Annotated in this window: 13 protein-coding genes; 10 read left to right on the top strand and 3 right to left on the bottom strand. The window is 72.8% G+C overall.

The features are described 5' to 3' along the window. Nucleotides 1-20 precede the first annotated feature (20 nt). Entirely contained in the window at nucleotides 21-938 is a 918-nt protein-coding gene (locus ACFPCV_RS34540; RefSeq protein ID WP_378061294.1) for a 5-oxoprolinase subunit C family protein, read from the top strand. On the opposite strand, the gene ACFPCV_RS34535 is transcribed toward ACFPCV_RS34540, so the two are convergent. After that, on the bottom strand, nucleotides 883-1554 hold the full coding sequence (locus ACFPCV_RS34535; RefSeq protein ID WP_378061249.1) for a GntR family transcriptional regulator: 672 nt from the start codon (nucleotides 1552-1554) through the stop codon (nucleotides 883-885). The genes ACFPCV_RS34540 and ACFPCV_RS34535 overlap by 56 nt on opposite strands. Nucleotides 1555-1757: 203 nt before the next feature. Here ACFPCV_RS34535 and ACFPCV_RS34530 point away from each other — a divergent pair, with 203 nt between their 5' ends. After that, a complete protein-coding gene (locus tag ACFPCV_RS34530; protein WP_378061247.1) occupies nucleotides 1758-5156 on the top strand; it encodes a phosphodiester glycosidase family protein in 3399 nt (1132 codons plus the stop codon). Here the strand turns inward: ACFPCV_RS34530 and ACFPCV_RS34525 are convergent. After that, entirely contained in the window at nucleotides 5153-5707 is a 555-nt protein-coding gene (locus ACFPCV_RS34525) for an EF-hand domain-containing protein (protein ID WP_378061246.1), read from the bottom strand. The genes ACFPCV_RS34530 and ACFPCV_RS34525 overlap by 4 nt on opposite strands. 208 nt (nucleotides 5708-5915) lie before the next feature. Between ACFPCV_RS34525 and ACFPCV_RS34520 the strand changes: the two genes are divergently transcribed. Then, nucleotides 5916-6368, top strand: coding sequence for a hypothetical protein (locus ACFPCV_RS34520; protein ID WP_378061244.1), 453 nt, complete (start codon nucleotides 5916-5918; stop codon nucleotides 6366-6368). On the opposite strand, the gene ACFPCV_RS34515 is transcribed toward ACFPCV_RS34520, so the two are convergent. Further along, nucleotides 6343-6966: a TetR/AcrR family transcriptional regulator gene (locus ACFPCV_RS34515; RefSeq protein ID WP_378061243.1), complete on the bottom strand. Its 624-nt coding sequence runs from the start codon at nucleotides 6964-6966 to the stop codon at nucleotides 6343-6345. The two genes, ACFPCV_RS34520 and ACFPCV_RS34515, sit on opposite strands and share 26 nt — an antisense overlap. Before the next feature lie 68 nt (nucleotides 6967-7034). Here ACFPCV_RS34515 and ACFPCV_RS34510 point away from each other — a divergent pair, with 68 nt between their 5' ends. The 7 genes from ACFPCV_RS34510 (at nucleotide 7035) to ACFPCV_RS34480 (ending at nucleotide 15792) form a co-directional block, all read left to right on the top strand. Further along, nucleotides 7035-8066 carry an aldo/keto reductase gene (locus ACFPCV_RS34510; RefSeq protein WP_378061241.1) on the top strand — a complete coding sequence of 344 codons (1032 nt, stop codon included), beginning with the start codon at nucleotides 7035-7037 and terminating at the stop codon, nucleotides 8064-8066. A gap of 82 nt (nucleotides 8067-8148) precedes the next feature. Further along, on the top strand, nucleotides 8149-9456 hold the full coding sequence (locus ACFPCV_RS34505; protein ID WP_378061240.1) for an SWIM zinc finger family protein: 1308 nt from the start codon (nucleotides 8149-8151) through the stop codon (nucleotides 9454-9456). After that, a complete protein-coding gene (locus tag ACFPCV_RS34500) occupies nucleotides 9453-10868 on the top strand; it encodes a DUF5691 domain-containing protein (protein ID WP_378061239.1) in 1416 nt (471 codons plus the stop codon). Before ACFPCV_RS34505 ends, ACFPCV_RS34500 begins: the two co-directional genes overlap by 4 nt. Beyond that, nucleotides 10865-11944, top strand: coding sequence for an ATP-binding protein (locus ACFPCV_RS34495; protein ID WP_378061238.1), 1080 nt, complete (start codon nucleotides 10865-10867; stop codon nucleotides 11942-11944). The genes ACFPCV_RS34500 and ACFPCV_RS34495 overlap by 4 nt, the downstream gene beginning before the upstream one ends. 8 nt (nucleotides 11945-11952) lie before the next feature. Beyond that, the gene (locus ACFPCV_RS34490; protein WP_378061237.1) at nucleotides 11953-14157 is read left to right on the top strand and encodes a DUF5682 family protein; all 2205 of its coding nucleotides are present in this window, start codon (nucleotides 11953-11955) and stop codon (nucleotides 14155-14157) included. A 51-nt stretch (nucleotides 14158-14208) separates the two neighbouring features. Further along, on the top strand, nucleotides 14209-15363 hold the full coding sequence (locus ACFPCV_RS34485; protein ID WP_378061236.1) for a VWA domain-containing protein: 1155 nt from the start codon (nucleotides 14209-14211) through the stop codon (nucleotides 15361-15363). A gap of 39 nt (nucleotides 15364-15402) precedes the next feature. Then, nucleotides 15403-15792, top strand: coding sequence for a VOC family protein (locus ACFPCV_RS34480; RefSeq protein ID WP_378061235.1), 390 nt, complete (start codon nucleotides 15403-15405; stop codon nucleotides 15790-15792). Nucleotides 15793-15807 lie beyond the last annotated feature (15 nt).

Raw genomic sequence — 15807 nt, 5'->3', positions numbered from 1 at the left:
CGCCGACCGCCGCGCCGGAGGTGGACGAAACCGTTGCGACAGGCGGGATCGAGGTGCTGCGCTGTGGACCGCTGGGTACGGTTCAGGACACCGGCAGGCCGGGCTGGGCCTCGCTCGGTGTCGGCACCTCCGGTGCGGCGGACGCGGCGTCGGCGGCGCTCGCGAACCGGCTCGTCGGCAACGTGCCGGAGGCGGCGGTGGTGGAGCTGTCGTTCGGTGCGGCGCTCGCGTTCCGGCAGAGGGCGCGGGTCGCGGTGACGGGCGCGCCGTGCACGGTGTCGCACGGCGGCCGGGGGGAGGGCATGAACGCGCCGTTCGACGTGCCCGCGGGGCAGACGCTGGTCGTCGGCCCTGCGTCGGTGGGACTGCGGACCTACGTGGCGGTCCGGGGCGGCCTCGACGTTCCGGTTGTCCTGGGCTCCCGCTCCACGAACATGCTGTCCGGGCTGGGCCCGCCGCCACTGTCGGCAGGGATGGTGCTCCCGATCGGCGACGCGTACAGCGGCCCGCCGCCCACGGTGGAGGTGGCGCCGGTCCGCGCGCCGTCGGCGGACGAGCTGGTGGTGCGGGTGGCGCCGGGCCCGAGGGACGACTGGTTCACCGAGGACGCGACGACCACGCTGTACACGGCGGCTTACACGGTGACGGCGGACTGCGACCGGGTCGGGGTGCGGCTGGACGGTCCGGCGCTGACGCGGTCGCGGGACGGTGAGCTGCCGAGCGAGGGCATGGTGACCGGGGCGATCCAGGTGCCGCCGGACGGGACACCGATCGTGTTCCTCGCCGATCACCCGGTGACCGGCGGTTACCCGGTGATCGGGGTGGTGCTCGCGGCGGACCTGCCGGTGCTGGCGCAGGCGCGGCCGGGGCAGGTGGTGCGGTTCAGGCGCTGCGGTACGCCTCGACGATCTGGTGCTCGGAGTCTTCCAGGTACTTGAGGAGTAGCCGCTCCGCGCGGGGCCCGTCCCCGGCCTCGATAGCGGCGAGGATCTCCTTGTTGCGCTCGAGGTAGGGCTCGTGGAAGCGGCGCGGGTCGGCCATGGTGTGGAAGACGAGCCGCAGCTCGGCGAGGATGTTGCGCATCAGCTCGGCGATCCGGGGGCTGTCCGACAGTGCCGCGACGGCCTGGTGGAACAGCATGTTGGCGGTGCCGAGAGCACGCCAGTCCTGCTCCTTCATGGCGGCGTCCCCGGCCGCGACGGCCGCGGCCATGTCGTCGACCTGCGGCGGCCTGCCCCGCAGCGAGCGGACGGCCGTGCACTCGACGAGCTTGCGGACCCGGTACACGTCGGTGACGTCGGCGACGGAGAGCTTGCGGACGTACACCCCTCGGTTCAGCTCGTGGACGATCAGCCGTTCGTGCGACAGGAGCCGGAACGCCTCCCGCAACGAGTTGCGCGACACCTTGAACGAGTCCCCGATCGCCTTCTCGACGAGCCGCTCACCCGGCCGGTAGACCCCCTTGATGATCCGCTCGCGCAGCGCGTCGGCGAGCAGCTCCACGGTGCTGGGCCGATCGATCAGCAGACGATCGGTGTCCAGCTCGGCATCCACGACGCGCTCCCAAAGTCCCTGACCAGCAACATCCGCGAGTGTATCCGATCGCCCTACAATTTCTGGGAGCGACCACAGACCGGCGCCTCCGCCACGCACCGTGCCCGGCTGGCAGCACGCGTCCCCACCGCGGCCATCCGGAATTTTCTTTCCGGTCATCTTCAGGTCTGGTAAATCTCCGACCTCGGCGGCAGACTCTGTTCGTGTCGAAGAGACTGCTCTCCCTCCTCGCCGCCGCCGCTTCGGCCGTGGCGCTCGCGGCACCAGCCGCCGCTGATACGAACTCGTCCACCAGTGACACCGCCACCCACCCCGGTGACGACTTCCTCGCCACCGCCCGGCAGGCGAACGCCGCTCCCGCCGACCGGATCGAGACCGCGTCCCGGACCCGGCCCGTCGCACCAGGGGTCACGCTCCGTTCCTTCGACCGCTACGGGCCGGACGCCTTCACCGGCGCCCCGACCTGGTTGCAGGGCGACACCCTCACCGTCGACCTCACCAAGGGCACCACCGTCGACTACCTGTTCCCCGGCCAGGTCGCCAAGGGCGAACCGCTGAGCACCATCGCGAACCGGGCCGGTGCGGTCGCCGCCGTGAACGGGGACTTCTTCGACATCAACAACTCGAACGCGGCACTCGGCGTCGGCATCAGGGACGGCGAGCTGATCCAGTCACCGGACGCCGAGTCCACCTGGCGGCGGTCGGCTGCGATCTTCACCGAGGACGGGGCCGGCGGCATCGGCGAGGTGTTCTTCCAGGGCACCATCACCACCCCCGAAGGGCAGGTCCCGCTCGACGGGGTCAACAAGCCGATCCTCGCCGAGGACGGCATCGAGGCGTTCACCCCGCTCTGGGGCACCTACTGCCGCTGCCGCGCCACCCAGGGCGCCACCGCGGTCGCCGAGGTGGAGGTCAGGGACAACACCGTCGTCGCAGTGCGGGACACCGCGGGCGATGGCGCGATCCCCGCCGACTCGATGATCCTCGTCGGGCGGGACGCCGCGGCCGCCACGCTCAGTGCGCTCGAGCCCGGTGACGCGGTGTCGATCGACTACCGCGCCCGCACCGCCGACGAACAGAAGATCCACGCCGCCGTCAACGGCCGTCAGCTGCTCGTCGTCGACGGGGTCGCGCAGAAGGCCAGCCAGGGCAACAACACCCCGGCCGCGCCGCGCACCGCGCTCGGGTTCTCCAAGGACGGCAGGAAGATGTTCCTCCTGTCCGCAGACGGCCGCCAGCCCGCGTTCGCGGAGGGCCTCGGGCTCGACGAGCTGGCCGGCATGATGGTCGAGCTGGGTGCGTGGAGCGCGGTCAACCTCGACGGCGGCGGCTCCACCACGATCGTCGCGCGCGAGCCCGGCGCCACCACCGCGCAGCTGGAGAACCGGCCGTCCGACGGGGCCGAGCGCAACGTGCCCAACGGACTGGGCCTGTTCGCCCCGAAGGGTTCCGGGCGGCTCACCGCGTTCTGGGTCGAGACGAAGCTCGACCCGACCCGCGCCTCCGGCGCGTCCACCGTCGCGCCCAGCCACCCGGAACGTGTCCTGTCCGGCCTTTCCCGCACGCTCACCGCCGCGGGCCACGACGAGACCTACGGTCCCGCGAAGGGCACCCCGCGCTGGCACACCGACAACGGCGTCGTCCGGGACGGCGTGTTCACCGGCCGCGGACCCGGTGCCGCCAGGGTGGTCGCGCAGCGGGGCGGCGCACGCGGCGAGACGACACTCACCGTGCTGGGCCCGGTCGCGCGGACCACGCCGACCAAGGAGCAGATCGCACTGTCCGACCCGGACGAGACGGCCACGTTCGGTGTCCTCGGCCACGACGCGAGCGGCACCAGCGCACCCGTCGAGCCACGGGACGTGACGCTCACCTACGACCGGAACCTGCTCGACATCACCCCGGACGCCGACGGCCAGTACGCCGTGAAGGCCAAGCAGGCCACCGGTTCCGCGCTCGTCACGATCGACGTGCGTGGCAAGCGGTCGGTGCTGCCGGTGACCGTCGGCCTCACCGAGGTGCCCGTCGCCGACTTCACCGACACCGCGGGCTGGCGGTTCCTCGGCGAGCGCGCCACCGGCGCCGTCGCACCCGCGCCCGGCCACGACGGCCAGGGCCTGCGCCTCTCCTACGACTTCACGCAGAGCACCGGCACCCGCACCGGCGGCGCCGTCGCACCGGCCGGGCTCGTGCTCCCCGGCCAGCCGAAGGCGATCCGGCTGTGGGTGAACTCGACCGGCAACGGCGAGTGGGCGAGCATGCAGGCGTGGGACGGCAACGGCACGCTGCTGCCCGCGTTCCGCGCCGGTCACCTCACCCACACCGGCTGGCGCCAACTCGAGTTCCAGGTGCCCGCGGGGACCGTGTACCCGTTGACACTGCGGCGTTTCTACGCGGCCGAGACCAACGCGGCGAACAGCTACCACGGCGACCTGGTGATCGACGGCCTCACCGCGCTGGTGCCGCCGACGCTGGCGGTGCCACCACAGCCGGTGGTCGAGGACCCGGTGATCCACTCGGTCGCCGGCGGCGACTGGCGGTTCGCGGTCATGTCGGACGCGCAGTTCGTGGCCCGCGACCCCGACAGCGACATCGTCCGCAACGCCCGCCGCACGCTGCGGGAGATCAGGGCAGCCAAGCCGGACTTCCTGATCGTCAACGGCGACCTCGTCGACGAGGCGTCGGCGGCGGACTTCGCGCTCGCCAAGAGGGTCCTCAACGAGGAGCTGGACGGAACGCTGCCCTACCACTACGTGCCGGGCAACCACGAGCGCGGGAACAACAGCCTCGACAACTTCCGCGCGGTGTTCGGCGACACCCAGAAGGTGATCGACCACAAGGGCACGCGGTTCATCACGATGGACACCTCGGGCATCAACCTCCGCGCGAGCGACTGGACCCAGCTCGGCCGCCTGCGCACCGAGCTGGACGAGGCCGCGAAGGACCGGCGCGTGAAGTCGGTGGTCCTCGTCGAGCACGTGCCGCCGCGCGACCCGACCCCGGCCCGCGCGAGCGAGCTGTCCGACCGCAAGGAGGCCGCGACCATCGAGGCGTGGCTGTCGGACTTCCAGAACCGCACCGGCAAGGGCACGGCGTTCATCGGCGCGCACGTCGGCACGTTCCACGCGAGCCACGTCGACGGCGTGCCGTACTTCGTCAACGGCAACTCTGGCAAGAACCCCTCGACCCTGCCCTCCGACGGCGGGTTCACGGGCTGGTCGCTGTGGGGCGTCGACGACCGCGGCGAGCCGGGGGACTGGCTGGCCGCGGAGGTCCGCCCGCACGTCGACGCGCTGACCGTGGGGGCACCGGAGCGGCTCGCGGTCGGTAGGTCCACAGTGGTCACCGCGGAGCTCGCGCAGGCCGACAGGACCGTGCCGGTCGCCTACCCGGTGTCCGCGCGGTGGTCCGCGTCGCCGAACGTCCACATCGGAGCCGAACGGGACGCGAAGCGGTACCACACGGCGGTCTTCGACCCGGCGACCGGTGAGCTGACCGCGCTGCGCGCCTCGACGGTCACGCTCGCGGTGACCGTCAACGGCACCACGGCGCGGCACCCGCTCACCCTCGTGGCCGCCGCGGCGGCGGCCGGCGGGCGCTAGACCGGGTGGAGGGGCGACCCGAACCGGCCGAACACCCAGGTGCCCGCCGCGTTCGGGTCGTCCCCCGCCCAGAACTCCGTCCACAGCACCACGAACTCGTCACCGGACAGGTGCCCGTCCCCGTCGCCGTCGAGCAGTTCGAACACCTCGTCGGTGTCGGTCGGCCGCCCGGTCCACGTCTCGATCAGCTGCCGGTACTCGGCGGCGGAGATCCGCCCGTCGCCGTCCTCGTCGACCGCGTCGAACATCGCGTCCGCGGTCATGACCACCGGCGCGGTGTCGGCGGCCAGCCCGTCGACGACGGCCAGCACCTCCTCCAGCGTCACCCGGCCGTCCCCGTCGTCGTCCGACGCGGCGAGCAGCGTCTCCCACCAGCCCATCATGATCGCCGTCAGCCGCCGCGCCTGCGCGGAGGCAGGCGGCAGCCCTCGGCTGGCGGTCCACCTCCGCGCCAGCGCCGCGAAGTCCGACTCCGTCAGGTACCCGTCGGTGTCGACGTCCATCGCACCGAACACGACCGCGGCCTTGCGCCGCTGCAACTCACTCGCCATGGGAATGACCCTTGCCGACGGCGGGCCGTCCCGACAATTCATCGCCCGGGTGGCGCACGCCCGCGCGGTGCCCACTTTCCGTCGGCGTTTCCCGGCATTCGGGTGGTAGCTCGCACCATCGAGGGTCATGCCGGTGTCCCGATCATGAACGGGGCCGATGACCGCACCGGGTCACCGCCCCCGGCACACGAGAAGGCACACTGGAAGCGTGACGACCTGGCGTGACACCACCTCCGAACACGTGCAGTCGGACCTGGACCGGCTGCTCAACACGGTCCTGCGGTTCGCGGACGAGATGCTGCGGCGGCACGGCGAGTTCCACCCGTACGGCGTGGCCATGACCCGCGACGGCGACGAACAGGTGTTCGCGGCCGACACGGCGGAGGTCGAGGACCCGAACCCGTCCGAGGTGCTGACGAGCCTGGTCAGCGGCATGTCCGCCGAGTCGAACGACCTGCGCGCCGCGGCCCTGGTCAGCGACGTGACCAGCGAGAGGACCGACGCGGTCATGGTCCACCTCGAGCACGCCGACAGCATGGCCATCACGGTCCTGCTCCCCTACCGCCAGCCCGATGCCGACGCCGAGGACAACCCGGTCGAGTACGACACCATGTCGGCCACCCCGACCGAGGCCCTCATCTGGCGCCGCTCGCTGTGTTGATCCCTCCTGCCGCACCGGCGGCGAACACCCCGGCCCGCGCGGCGGCGGCCGCGGCCTCGGCGGCCCGGTCTGCGACCTCCTCGCCGAGGTCGCCCGCGCCGGTCAGCAGGCGGTAGTACAGCGGCGCCGACACCGCGCGGATGACCTCCCCGGCGTCGGTGCCTTCCGGCACCTCGCCCCTGGCGACGGCCTGGGTGACACAGGGCGCCCACTCCGCGATCCGTGTCGCGTAGAAGGTCCGCAGCGCCCGCGCGGTGGCGTCGTCGCAGGTGGCGGCCGCGATGACGGCCGCGAACAGCGGCCCCTGCCGGGGGTCGGTCAGCGTCGCGCGGACCAGCCGGGCGTTGGCCCGCAGGTCACCGAGCAAGCTGCCGGTCTCGGTGCGCGGCAGGGACTCGGCCGCCATCTCGGCGAGCAGGTCGGTCACCACGGCGGTCACGGTGCCCCAGCGCCGGTACACGGTCGTCTTGCCGACGTCGGCGCGCCGCGCCAGGTCGCTCAGGTCGAGGTGGGCGAACCCCTGCTCGGCCAGCACGTCCCCGGCCGCCCGCAACACCGCCGCACGAACCCGCGCCGTCCGCCCACCCGGTCGCTCCATACCGCTAATGGTACCGCAGACCCGTTAGTGTTACCTTAAAGGAACTAGGGTCCCATTAAGGAGCGATCATGGAGTACAGACGACTGGGCAGGTCCGGCCTGAAGGTCCCGGCACTGGCGTTCGGCGCGGGCACGTTCGGCGGCCGAGGCGAACTGTTCGGCAACTGGGGCACCACGGACGTCGCGGAGGCACGGCGGCTGGTGGGCATCTGCCTCGACGCGGGCGTCACCCTGTTCGACACCGCCGACGTCTACTCGGACGGCGCGTCGGAGGAGGTGCTGGGCGCGGCACTGAAAGGCAGCCGCGACCGGGCGCTGATCTCGACGAAGACCAGCCTCCCCATGCCGGGCGACGACGGCGGCTCGTCCCGCACCCGCCTGCTGACCGCGGCCGACGCGGCACTGCGCAGGCTGGACACCGACCACATCGACCTGTTCCAGCTGCACGCCTTCGACGCGGGCACCCCGGTCGAGGAGGTTCTGTCCACACTGGACGACCTGGTGCGCGCGGGAAAGGTGCGGTACGTGGGCGTGTCGAACTTCTCCGGCTGGCAGCTGATGAAGTCCCTGTCGGCGGCCGACCGGCACGGACTGCCGAGGTACGTCGCACACCAGGTCTACTACTCGCTGGTGGGCCGCGACTACGAGTGGGAACTCCTGCCGCTCGGCCTGGACCAGGGCGTTGGCGCGGTGGTGTGGAGCCCACTGGGCTGGGGCCGCCTGACCGGCCGGGTCCGCCGCGACCAGCCGTTGCCCGACGGCAGCCGCCTGCACCGGACGGCCTCCTACGGCCCGCCGGTCCCCGACGAGTACCTGTACCGGGTGGTGGACACGCTGGCGGACATCGCCACGGAGACCGGGCGGGCGGTGCCGCAGATCGCACTGAACTGGCTGCTGCGCCGCCCCACGGTGTCGACGGTGCTGATCGGCGCCAGGAACGAGGCACAGCTGCGGCAGAACCTGGGCGCGGTGGGGTGGGAACTGACCCAGGACCAGGCAAGGCGCCTGGACGAGGCGAGCACGACAACGGCGCCGTACCCGTACTTCCCCTACCAACGCCAGGAGGCCTTCGCCCGCCTGAACCCGAGCGCGGTCGCCTGACCCCGGCGGGCCCGCCGGATGAACGGACCACTTGCGCGAACCCGACTACTCTGGCGTCCGGAGACAGAGAGGAAGGGCCGACTTGGGATCGCGCTGGACGGTGGCTCAGGTGCTCGCGCTCGCGCCCGACTCCGGTTCCGCCAAGGCCGCCCGCGGCCTCGCCACCCCCCGCACGTGGTCCGACCTCGGCAGCAACGAGTCACTCGTCTGGGGCAAGTGCCAGGGCAGCGCCCGCACCCCCTACCAGGTCACGGTCGACCTGAACGAACCCGCGTTCCGCTGCACCTGCCCGTCCCGCAAGTTCCCCTGCAAGCACGGCCTGGCCCTGCTGTTGCTGTGGTCGGCCAACGACGGTGTGGTGGCCGACCTCGACACGACCGAGCCCTTCGCCGCGGACTGGGCCGCGCAGCGGACGTCCCGCACCGGTAACACCGCGGCCACCAGGACCCCGGACCCGGAGGCGCAGGCCAGACGCCAGGCCGAACGTGAGTCGCTGATGTCCGCGGGCATCGACGACTTCGAGCGCTGGCTCCACGACATCGTCCGGCAGGGCCTTGCGAGTGTCCGCCGCCAGCCGCCGGGTTTCTGGGACACGGCGGGCGCACGGCTCGTCGACGCACAGGTCCCCGGGCTCGGTGGCCGGGTCCGCGCGATGGGCAGCGCCGTCCACGCCCGGCACGACTGGGCACCACACCTCCTCGGCGAACTCGGCCGCTGGTACCTGGCCGTCAGGGCGTGGCGGCGCCGCGCCGACCTCGACCCGGCCGCCATGGGTGACCTGCGTGCCTTCCTCGGCTGGTCCCGCCGCACCGAGGAGGTCCGCGCCGGTGACCGGCTCACCGACCGCTGGCGGGTCGTCGGGCTCAGCCAGGACGAGGAGCAGGACGAGCGGCTGCTGTCGCAACGGACCTGGCTGTACGGCGAGCGCACCAAGGAAACGGTGGTGCTGCTCGACTTCGCCGCCGCCGGGATGGCGCTGAACGTCGCGCACGTGCTCGGGTCCGTTGTGGACGGTGAGGTGGCGCTGTACCCCGGCGGGGCACCGCGGCGCGCGTTGTTCTCCGGTGACGAGCACAAGGTCACCGAGGGCGCGGGACTGCCGGGCGCCACCGACGTCCGCGCGGCACTCGACCAGGCCGCCCGCTGGCTGGGCGGCAACCCGTGGCTGCGCCGCATCCCCATGGCACTCACCGGGATGCGGGTCGTCCCCGGTGACACCCCGTTGCTCGTCGACCGGGACGGCGCGGCGCTCACCCTCACGCCCGACACCGACGTCTGGCAGCTGCTCGCCCTCTCCGGTGGTCACCCGGTCCCCGTGTTCGGCGAGTGGGCCGACGAGCGCTTCCACCCGCTGAGCGCCGAGATCGACGACCGGCTGGTGAGCCTGTGAGCGACTGGGACGACCTGCTCGGCACCGCGCTCGTCGGCACCAGCCGCCGCGGTTTCTCCCTCGACCGGCTCGGTGTCCCCGGCGCGGGCGAGGTCCACGCGGACGGCGCGGAAGCCCAGCTCCTCGCCGCGGCCGCGCTCGCCGCCGGTTACCGGCGCGCGGGCTGGGTCCCGCCGGTCTGGCGCGGCACCCCCGCCCCACCCGCCGGGCCCGACGACCGGACCGAGTGCACCCCGGCCGCCGCGCAGCTCCTGGAACTGCTGCTCAACCGCACCATCCGGGTCGAGGGCGGCACCGACCTGCTCGTACTCCACTGGCTGACCGCCGCGCGTGCCGCCGGGCAGCGGCCGCCGCACCCGATGGTCGTGGACCTGCTGCGGTTCGGCACCGCCAACACCGCGTCCCGTGCGCTCGTCCGGGACGTCGTCGGCCCGCGCGGCGCGTGGCTCGCCCGGTTCAACCCGGCGTGGCGGTGGGCGGCGACCGTCCCGCCCGCGGACGTCGTCGAGCGCTTCGCCACCGCCACCCGCGCCGACCGGCTCGCGCTGCTGGCCGACCTGCGGGCCACCGAACCCGACTTCGCCCGCACGCTCGTCGCGGACACCTGGGACGACGAGCAGGCCGCCACCCGCGCCGGGCTGCTCGACACCTTCCACATCGGACTGTCCGACCGGGACGAACCGCTGCTGGAGCGGGCGCTCGACGACCGCGCCGCGTCCGTGCGGGCCGCGGCGGCCGCCATGCTCGACCGGCTGCCCTCCTCTGCCCGCGCCGCGCGCATGGCGGAGCGCGCCGCCAGGCTGGTCACCACCGGGAAGGGCCGCACCGTCGAGCTGCCAGACGAACCCGACGCCGCGGCCCGCCGCGACGGGGTCACCGACCACCGCGAACCCGGGTACGGCCGGGCCGCGTCGTGGCTCATCCAGATCCTCGCCGCGACCCCGCTGTCGACCTGGGACCCCGAGCTGATCGACGACGCGGACCAGGCGGTGCTCATCGGCTGGACGAAAGCCGCGCTGCGCCAACGCGACCAGGAGTGGCTGGCGGCACTCGCCCGCCACCAGCCGGGCCCGGAGCTGATCGGCGCGCTGACCCCCGAGGTCGCCACCGAGATCCTCGCCGACCAGAAGAAGCTCGACGCGCGCTTCGGCGGTCTCCTCGCCGCGGCACGGGGACCGTGGCCGGCCGGGTTCTCGACCACGCTGGTCGACCGGATGCGTGCGCAGCGCGCGGAGAACGTCCTGCAGCTCGCGGCATCAGCGCTCGCCGAGCACCTCCACCCCAGCGCGCTCGCCGCCGTCGAGGCCTGGCTGCTCACCCTCGACGCCGAACGCAAACCCGCCCGCCGCGTCCTGCGCGGCCTGGCCCACGCACTGACCATCCGAGCCACGATCGACCAGGAGTTCCCATGACAGAGGTGCTCAGGGCGCACGCCGAACAGCAGCACGCCGACGAGCTGGCCGTGCTGGCGAAGGCGGACGGGCGGCCCCGCCCGCCGAACTGGCGGCTGTCGCCGTGGGCCGTCGCCACCTACGTCCTCGGCGGCGAGGCACCGGATGGCACCCCGATCTCGCCGAAGTACCTCGGGTCGCGCAGGCTGATCGAGGTGGCGATCGCGACGCTCGCGACCGACCGCGCGCTGCTGCTGCTCGGTGTGCCCGGCACCGCGAAGACGTGGCTGTCCGAGCACCTGGCCGCGGCGATCTCCGGCGACTCGACACAGCTGGTGCAGGGCACGTCCGGCACGTCGGAGGAGTCGATCCGCTACGGCTGGAACTACGCGCGGCTGCTCGCGGAGGGCCCGTCGCCGCAGGCGCTGGTCGCGAGCCCGGTCCTGCGTTCGATGGAGACCGGCGGCATCGCGCGGATCGAGGAGCTGACCCGCATCCCCTCGGACGTGCAGGACGCGCTGATCACGGTCCTTTCCGAGAAGTCGCTGCCGATCCCGGAGCTGGACAGCGAGGTGCAGGCCCGCGCGGGCTTCAACATCATCGCCACCGCCAACGACCGGGACCGCGGCGTCAACGACCTGTCCGCCGCGCTGAAGCGCCGCTTCAACGTGGTCATCCTGCCGCTGCCCGACGACGCCGAGTCCGAGGTGGAGATCGTGCGGCTGCGGGTCGCGCAGCTGGGCCAGTCGCTGAAGCTGCCTGCCGACCTGGAGAACATCGACGAGATCCGCCGCGTGGTGCAGGTGTTCCGCGAGCTGCGCGGCGGCGTCACCGACGACGGCCGCACGAAGGTCAAGTCGCCGTCTGGCACGCTGTCCACGGCGGAGGCGATCTCGGTGGTCACCAACGGGATCGCGCTCGCCGCGCACTTCGGCGACGGCGTGGTCCGCGCGGGCGACGTGGCCGCCGGGCTGCACGGCGCGGTCGTGAAGGACCCGGTGCAGGACCGGATCATCTGGCAGGAGTACCTCGAAGCGGTGGTGCGGGAGCGCAAGCCGTGGAACGACCTCTACCGGGCCTGCCGCGAGCTGGTGTGAGCGGACCGTTGACACCTAGCACGAACGACGAGCGGGTCCACGTCCTCGGGATCCGCCACCACGGGCCGGGTTCGGCGCGCGCCGTGGCGACCGCGCTCGCCGAGCTGGACCCTGAGATCGTGCTGATCGAGGGCCCGCCGGAGCTGGACGCGGTGGCACCACTGGCCATCGCGACCGGCATGCGCCCGCCCGTCGCGGGCCTGGTGTACGCGGTGGACGCCCCCGCGACCGCGTCGTTCTACCCGATGGCCGTGTTCTCCCCGGAGTGGGTGGCGCTGCGGTGGGCGCTGGAGCGCGACCGCGAGGTCCGCTTCCTCGACCTGCCCGCGAACGTGGCGCTGGTCCTCGACGACGAGCAGGACCCCGACGCCGAACCGCCGATGGACCCCATCAGGACACTCGCCACGGCCGCCGGGTTCGACGACGCGGAACGCTGGTGGGAGGACGCGGTCGAGCTGCGCTACCACGGTCTCGACGTGTTCCACGCGGTCCTCGACGCGATGCGCACACTGCGCGAAGGGCACGTCCCCGACCTGCGCACCCGCCGCCGCGAAGCCGCGATGCGCCGCGTGCTGCGTGCCGCGCTGCGCAGTGCGGCGCAGCGGATCGCGGTGGTGTGCGGGGCGTGGCACGCGCCGGTGCTGGTGCCCTCGACGTTCCCGACGCAGACCGCGGACGCGCAGCTGCTGAAAGGCCTCCGCACCACCAAGGTCGCGGCGACGTGGGTGCCGTGGACCTCGACGCGGCTCGCGCGGATGAGCGGCTACGGCGCGGGCATCGAGTCACCCGGCTGGTACCACCACCTGTTCACCGCGCCGGACGAGGTGGTCGGCCGCTGGCTGGTGCGGGTCGCGCACCTGCTGCGCCGCGAACAGCACGACGTGTCGCCGGCGGCGGTCATCGAGGCCGTCCGGCTCGCGCACACGCTCGCCACGATCCGCGACCGGCCGCACCCGGGGCTGCCTGAGGTGCTCGAGTCGTGCCAGGCCGTGCTGTGCGGCGGCTCGGACGTGCCCATGCGGCTGGTCGCGCGCAAGCTCCTCGTCGGCGACATCCTCGGCCGCGTCCCCCGCGAGACCCCCATGGTCCCATTGGCGATGGACCTCGCCGCGACACGCAAACGGTTGCGCCTCAAGCAGAGCGCCGCCGAGCAGCAGCTCGACCTGGACCTGCGCACCGAGACGAACCTCGCCCGCAGCAAGCTGCTGCACCGCCTGCTGCTGCTCGACGTGCGGTGGGGCGAGCCGGCCGACGCGTCCCGGGGCAGGGGCACGTTCCGCGAGTCGTGGACCCTCGAGTGGACACCGGAGCTGGAGGTCGCGTTGATCGAGGCGAGCGGCTACGGCACCACGATCGAGTCGGCGGCCACGGCCGTGGTCGCGGCCAGGGCGGCGGAGGCCGACATCGCCGGGCTGTCCGTGCTGGTCGAGACGACGTTGACCGCCGACCTGCCATCGGCGCTCGCCGGGGTGCTCGCCGCGCTCGACGAACGCGCCGCGCGGCAACACGACACCACCCGGTTGATGGCGGCGGTCGAGCCGATGGCGCGGGTGCGCAGGTACGGCAACGTCCGCCGCGCCGACACCGAGGTCGTGCAGCGCGTGCTGACCGGCATCGTCACCCGCATCGCGGTCGGCCTGCCCGCCGCGTGCACGGCGCTGGACGACGAGGCAGCCGCCGAGCTGCGGGCACTGGTCGACGGGGTGCAGCGCGGCATCGGCCTGCTCGACCAGGAGGAGCTGCGCGCCGTCTGGTACAGCGCGCTCCGGTCGGTAGCGGACCGGTCGAGCGTGCCCGGCCTGATCGCGGGCCGCGCGGTGCGGCTGCTGCTCGACGCCGGCCTGATCGACGTGGCGGACGCCGGCGCCCGGCTGTCCCGGCAGCTGTCGCTCGCGGCGGACGCGACACAGGCGGCGGGCTGGCTGGCGGGTTTCCTGTCGGGCGAGGCGGCGCTGCTGGTGCACGAGCCGCAGCTGCTGGAGATCGTCGACAGCTGGGCGACCGGGGTGAACGGGGAGCTGTTCGACCACCTGCTCCCGTTGCTGCGCAGGACCTTCGCCGAGTTCAGCGCGACAGAACGCCGCGACATCGGGCTGCGGGTGCGCCGCATCGACCGCGGTGAGGGCGCGTCGGGTGTCCGCGCCGACGACGCGGCCGTGGACCACGAACGTGCCTCCCTTGTGGTGCCGAGGATTCTGGAGCTGCTGCGGTGAACGGAGCTCGCGGGGCGAACATCGGACACACGGCGACCGCGAGGAGCGATCGTGAGTGAGCGGCTGCGACGCTGGCGGATGATCCTCGGCGGCGACGAGGCGGACGGCACCGGCACGTCGCTGTCCGGTGTGGACGCCAAACGGGACGCGACGCTGGAGGCGTTGTACGACAGGCAGGAGGACCGGCGGGGCGGCCTCGGCAGCTCGTCGCCGCGCGTGGCCAGGTGGCTGGGTGACATCCGGGGCTACTTCCCCAGCTCGGTCGTGCAGGTCATGCAACGCGACGCGATGGAACGCCTCGGGTTGCGGGAGCTGCTGCTGGAACCGGAGCTGCTGGAGTCGGTACAGCCGGACGTGCACCTGGTCGGCACCCTGCTGTCGCTCAACCGGGCCATTCCGGAGCGCTCGCGGGACACGGCGCGTGCGGTGGTGCGCCGCGTCGTCGACGAGCTGGAGAAGCGGCTCGCGCAGCCGACGCGGCAGGCGGTGAGCGGAGCGCTGCACCGGGCGAACCGCACCCACCGGCCCAGGCAGGCGGACATCGACTGGAACCGGACCATCCTCGCGAACCTGAGGCACTACCAGCCCGAGCAACGCACGGTGGTGCCGGAACGGCTGGTCGGGTACGGCCGTCGCCTGCCGAACATGAGCAAGCAGATCGTGCTGTGCATGGACCAGAGCGGCTCGATGGCCGGCTCCGTCGTCTACGCGAGCGTGTTCGGCGCGGTGCTGGCGTCGATCCGGACGCTGCGCACGCAGATCATCGCGTTCGACACGTCGGTGGTGGACCTGACCGAGCAGCTGTCGGACCCGGTGGAGCTGCTGTTCGGGGTGCAGCTCGGCGGTGGCACGGACATCAACGCGGCGCTCGCGTACTGCCAGAGCCGGATCGAGGCGCCCCGCGACACGGTGCTGGTGCTGATCAGCGACCTGTACGAGGGCGGCAACGAGGAGGAGATGCTGCAACGCGCGCAAGCGCTTGCGGCCGACGGCGTGCAGGTGGTGTGCCTGCTGGCACTGAGCGACGACGGCGCGCCCGCGTACGACCACGACATCGCCGCGGCCCTCGCCGGGCTCGGCATCCCGGCGTTCGCCTGCTCACCGGACAAGTTCCCGGACCTGATGTCGGCGGCCATCCAGCAGCAGGACATCGCGGCGTGGGCGGCGTCCAACGACATCCCGGTCGCGGCCGCGACGCAGGGCTGAGGTCCGATTCGTTCAAGACGGCGTCACTACCGTGGGCGCATGACCCCGAAACTGGACATGATCGGCCTGGTCGTCGAGGACATGGCGGCATCGCTGGCCTTCTACCGCAAGCTGGGCCTCGACATCCCGGACACCGACGAGCCGCACGTCGAGGCCACCCTGCCGAACGGGCTGCGCTTCGGCTGGGACACCGTGGACGTGGTCCGCTCGTTCGATCCGGAGTGGACCAAGCCGGTCGGCGGCAACTCGGTGGGCATCTGCTTCCTGTGCGACAGCCCGGCGGAGGTCGACAAGACCCACGCCGCGCTGGTCGCCGACGGCTACCGCGGCCACAAGGACCCGTGGGACGCCTTCTGGGGCCAGCGCTACGCGTCGGTCGAGGACCCGGACGGCAACGTGGTGGACCTGTTCGCCCCGCTCGGCCGGTAGGTGGACGGGCCATGT

It is taken from the genome of Actinophytocola glycyrrhizae (genome assembly GCF_042653545.1).
Taxonomy (GTDB): Bacteria; Actinomycetota; Actinomycetes; order Mycobacteriales; family Pseudonocardiaceae; genus Actinophytocola; species Actinophytocola glycyrrhizae.
This window is presented reverse-complemented; position numbering and strand designations above follow the sequence as displayed.

Bases quoted from the DNA above. Each gene is read 5' to 3' on its own strand.
- ACFPCV_RS34525 (WP_378061246.1), bottom strand. From the start codon at position 5,707: ATGGCGAGTGAGTTGCAGCGGCGCAAGGCCGCGGTCGTGTTCGGTGCG.
- ACFPCV_RS34515 (WP_378061243.1), bottom strand. From the start codon at position 6,966: ATGGAGCGACCGGGTGGGCGGACGGCGCGGGTTCGTGCGGCGGTGTTG.
- ACFPCV_RS34510 (WP_378061241.1), top strand. From the start codon at position 7,035: ATGGAGTACAGACGACTGGGCAGGTCCGGCCTGAAGGTCCCGGCACTG.
- ACFPCV_RS34495 (WP_378061238.1), top strand. From the start codon at position 10,865: ATGACAGAGGTGCTCAGGGCGCACGCCGAACAGCAGCACGCCGACGAG.
- ACFPCV_RS34480 (WP_378061235.1), top strand. From the start codon at position 15,403: ATGACCCCGAAACTGGACATGATCGGCCTGGTCGTCGAGGACATGGCG.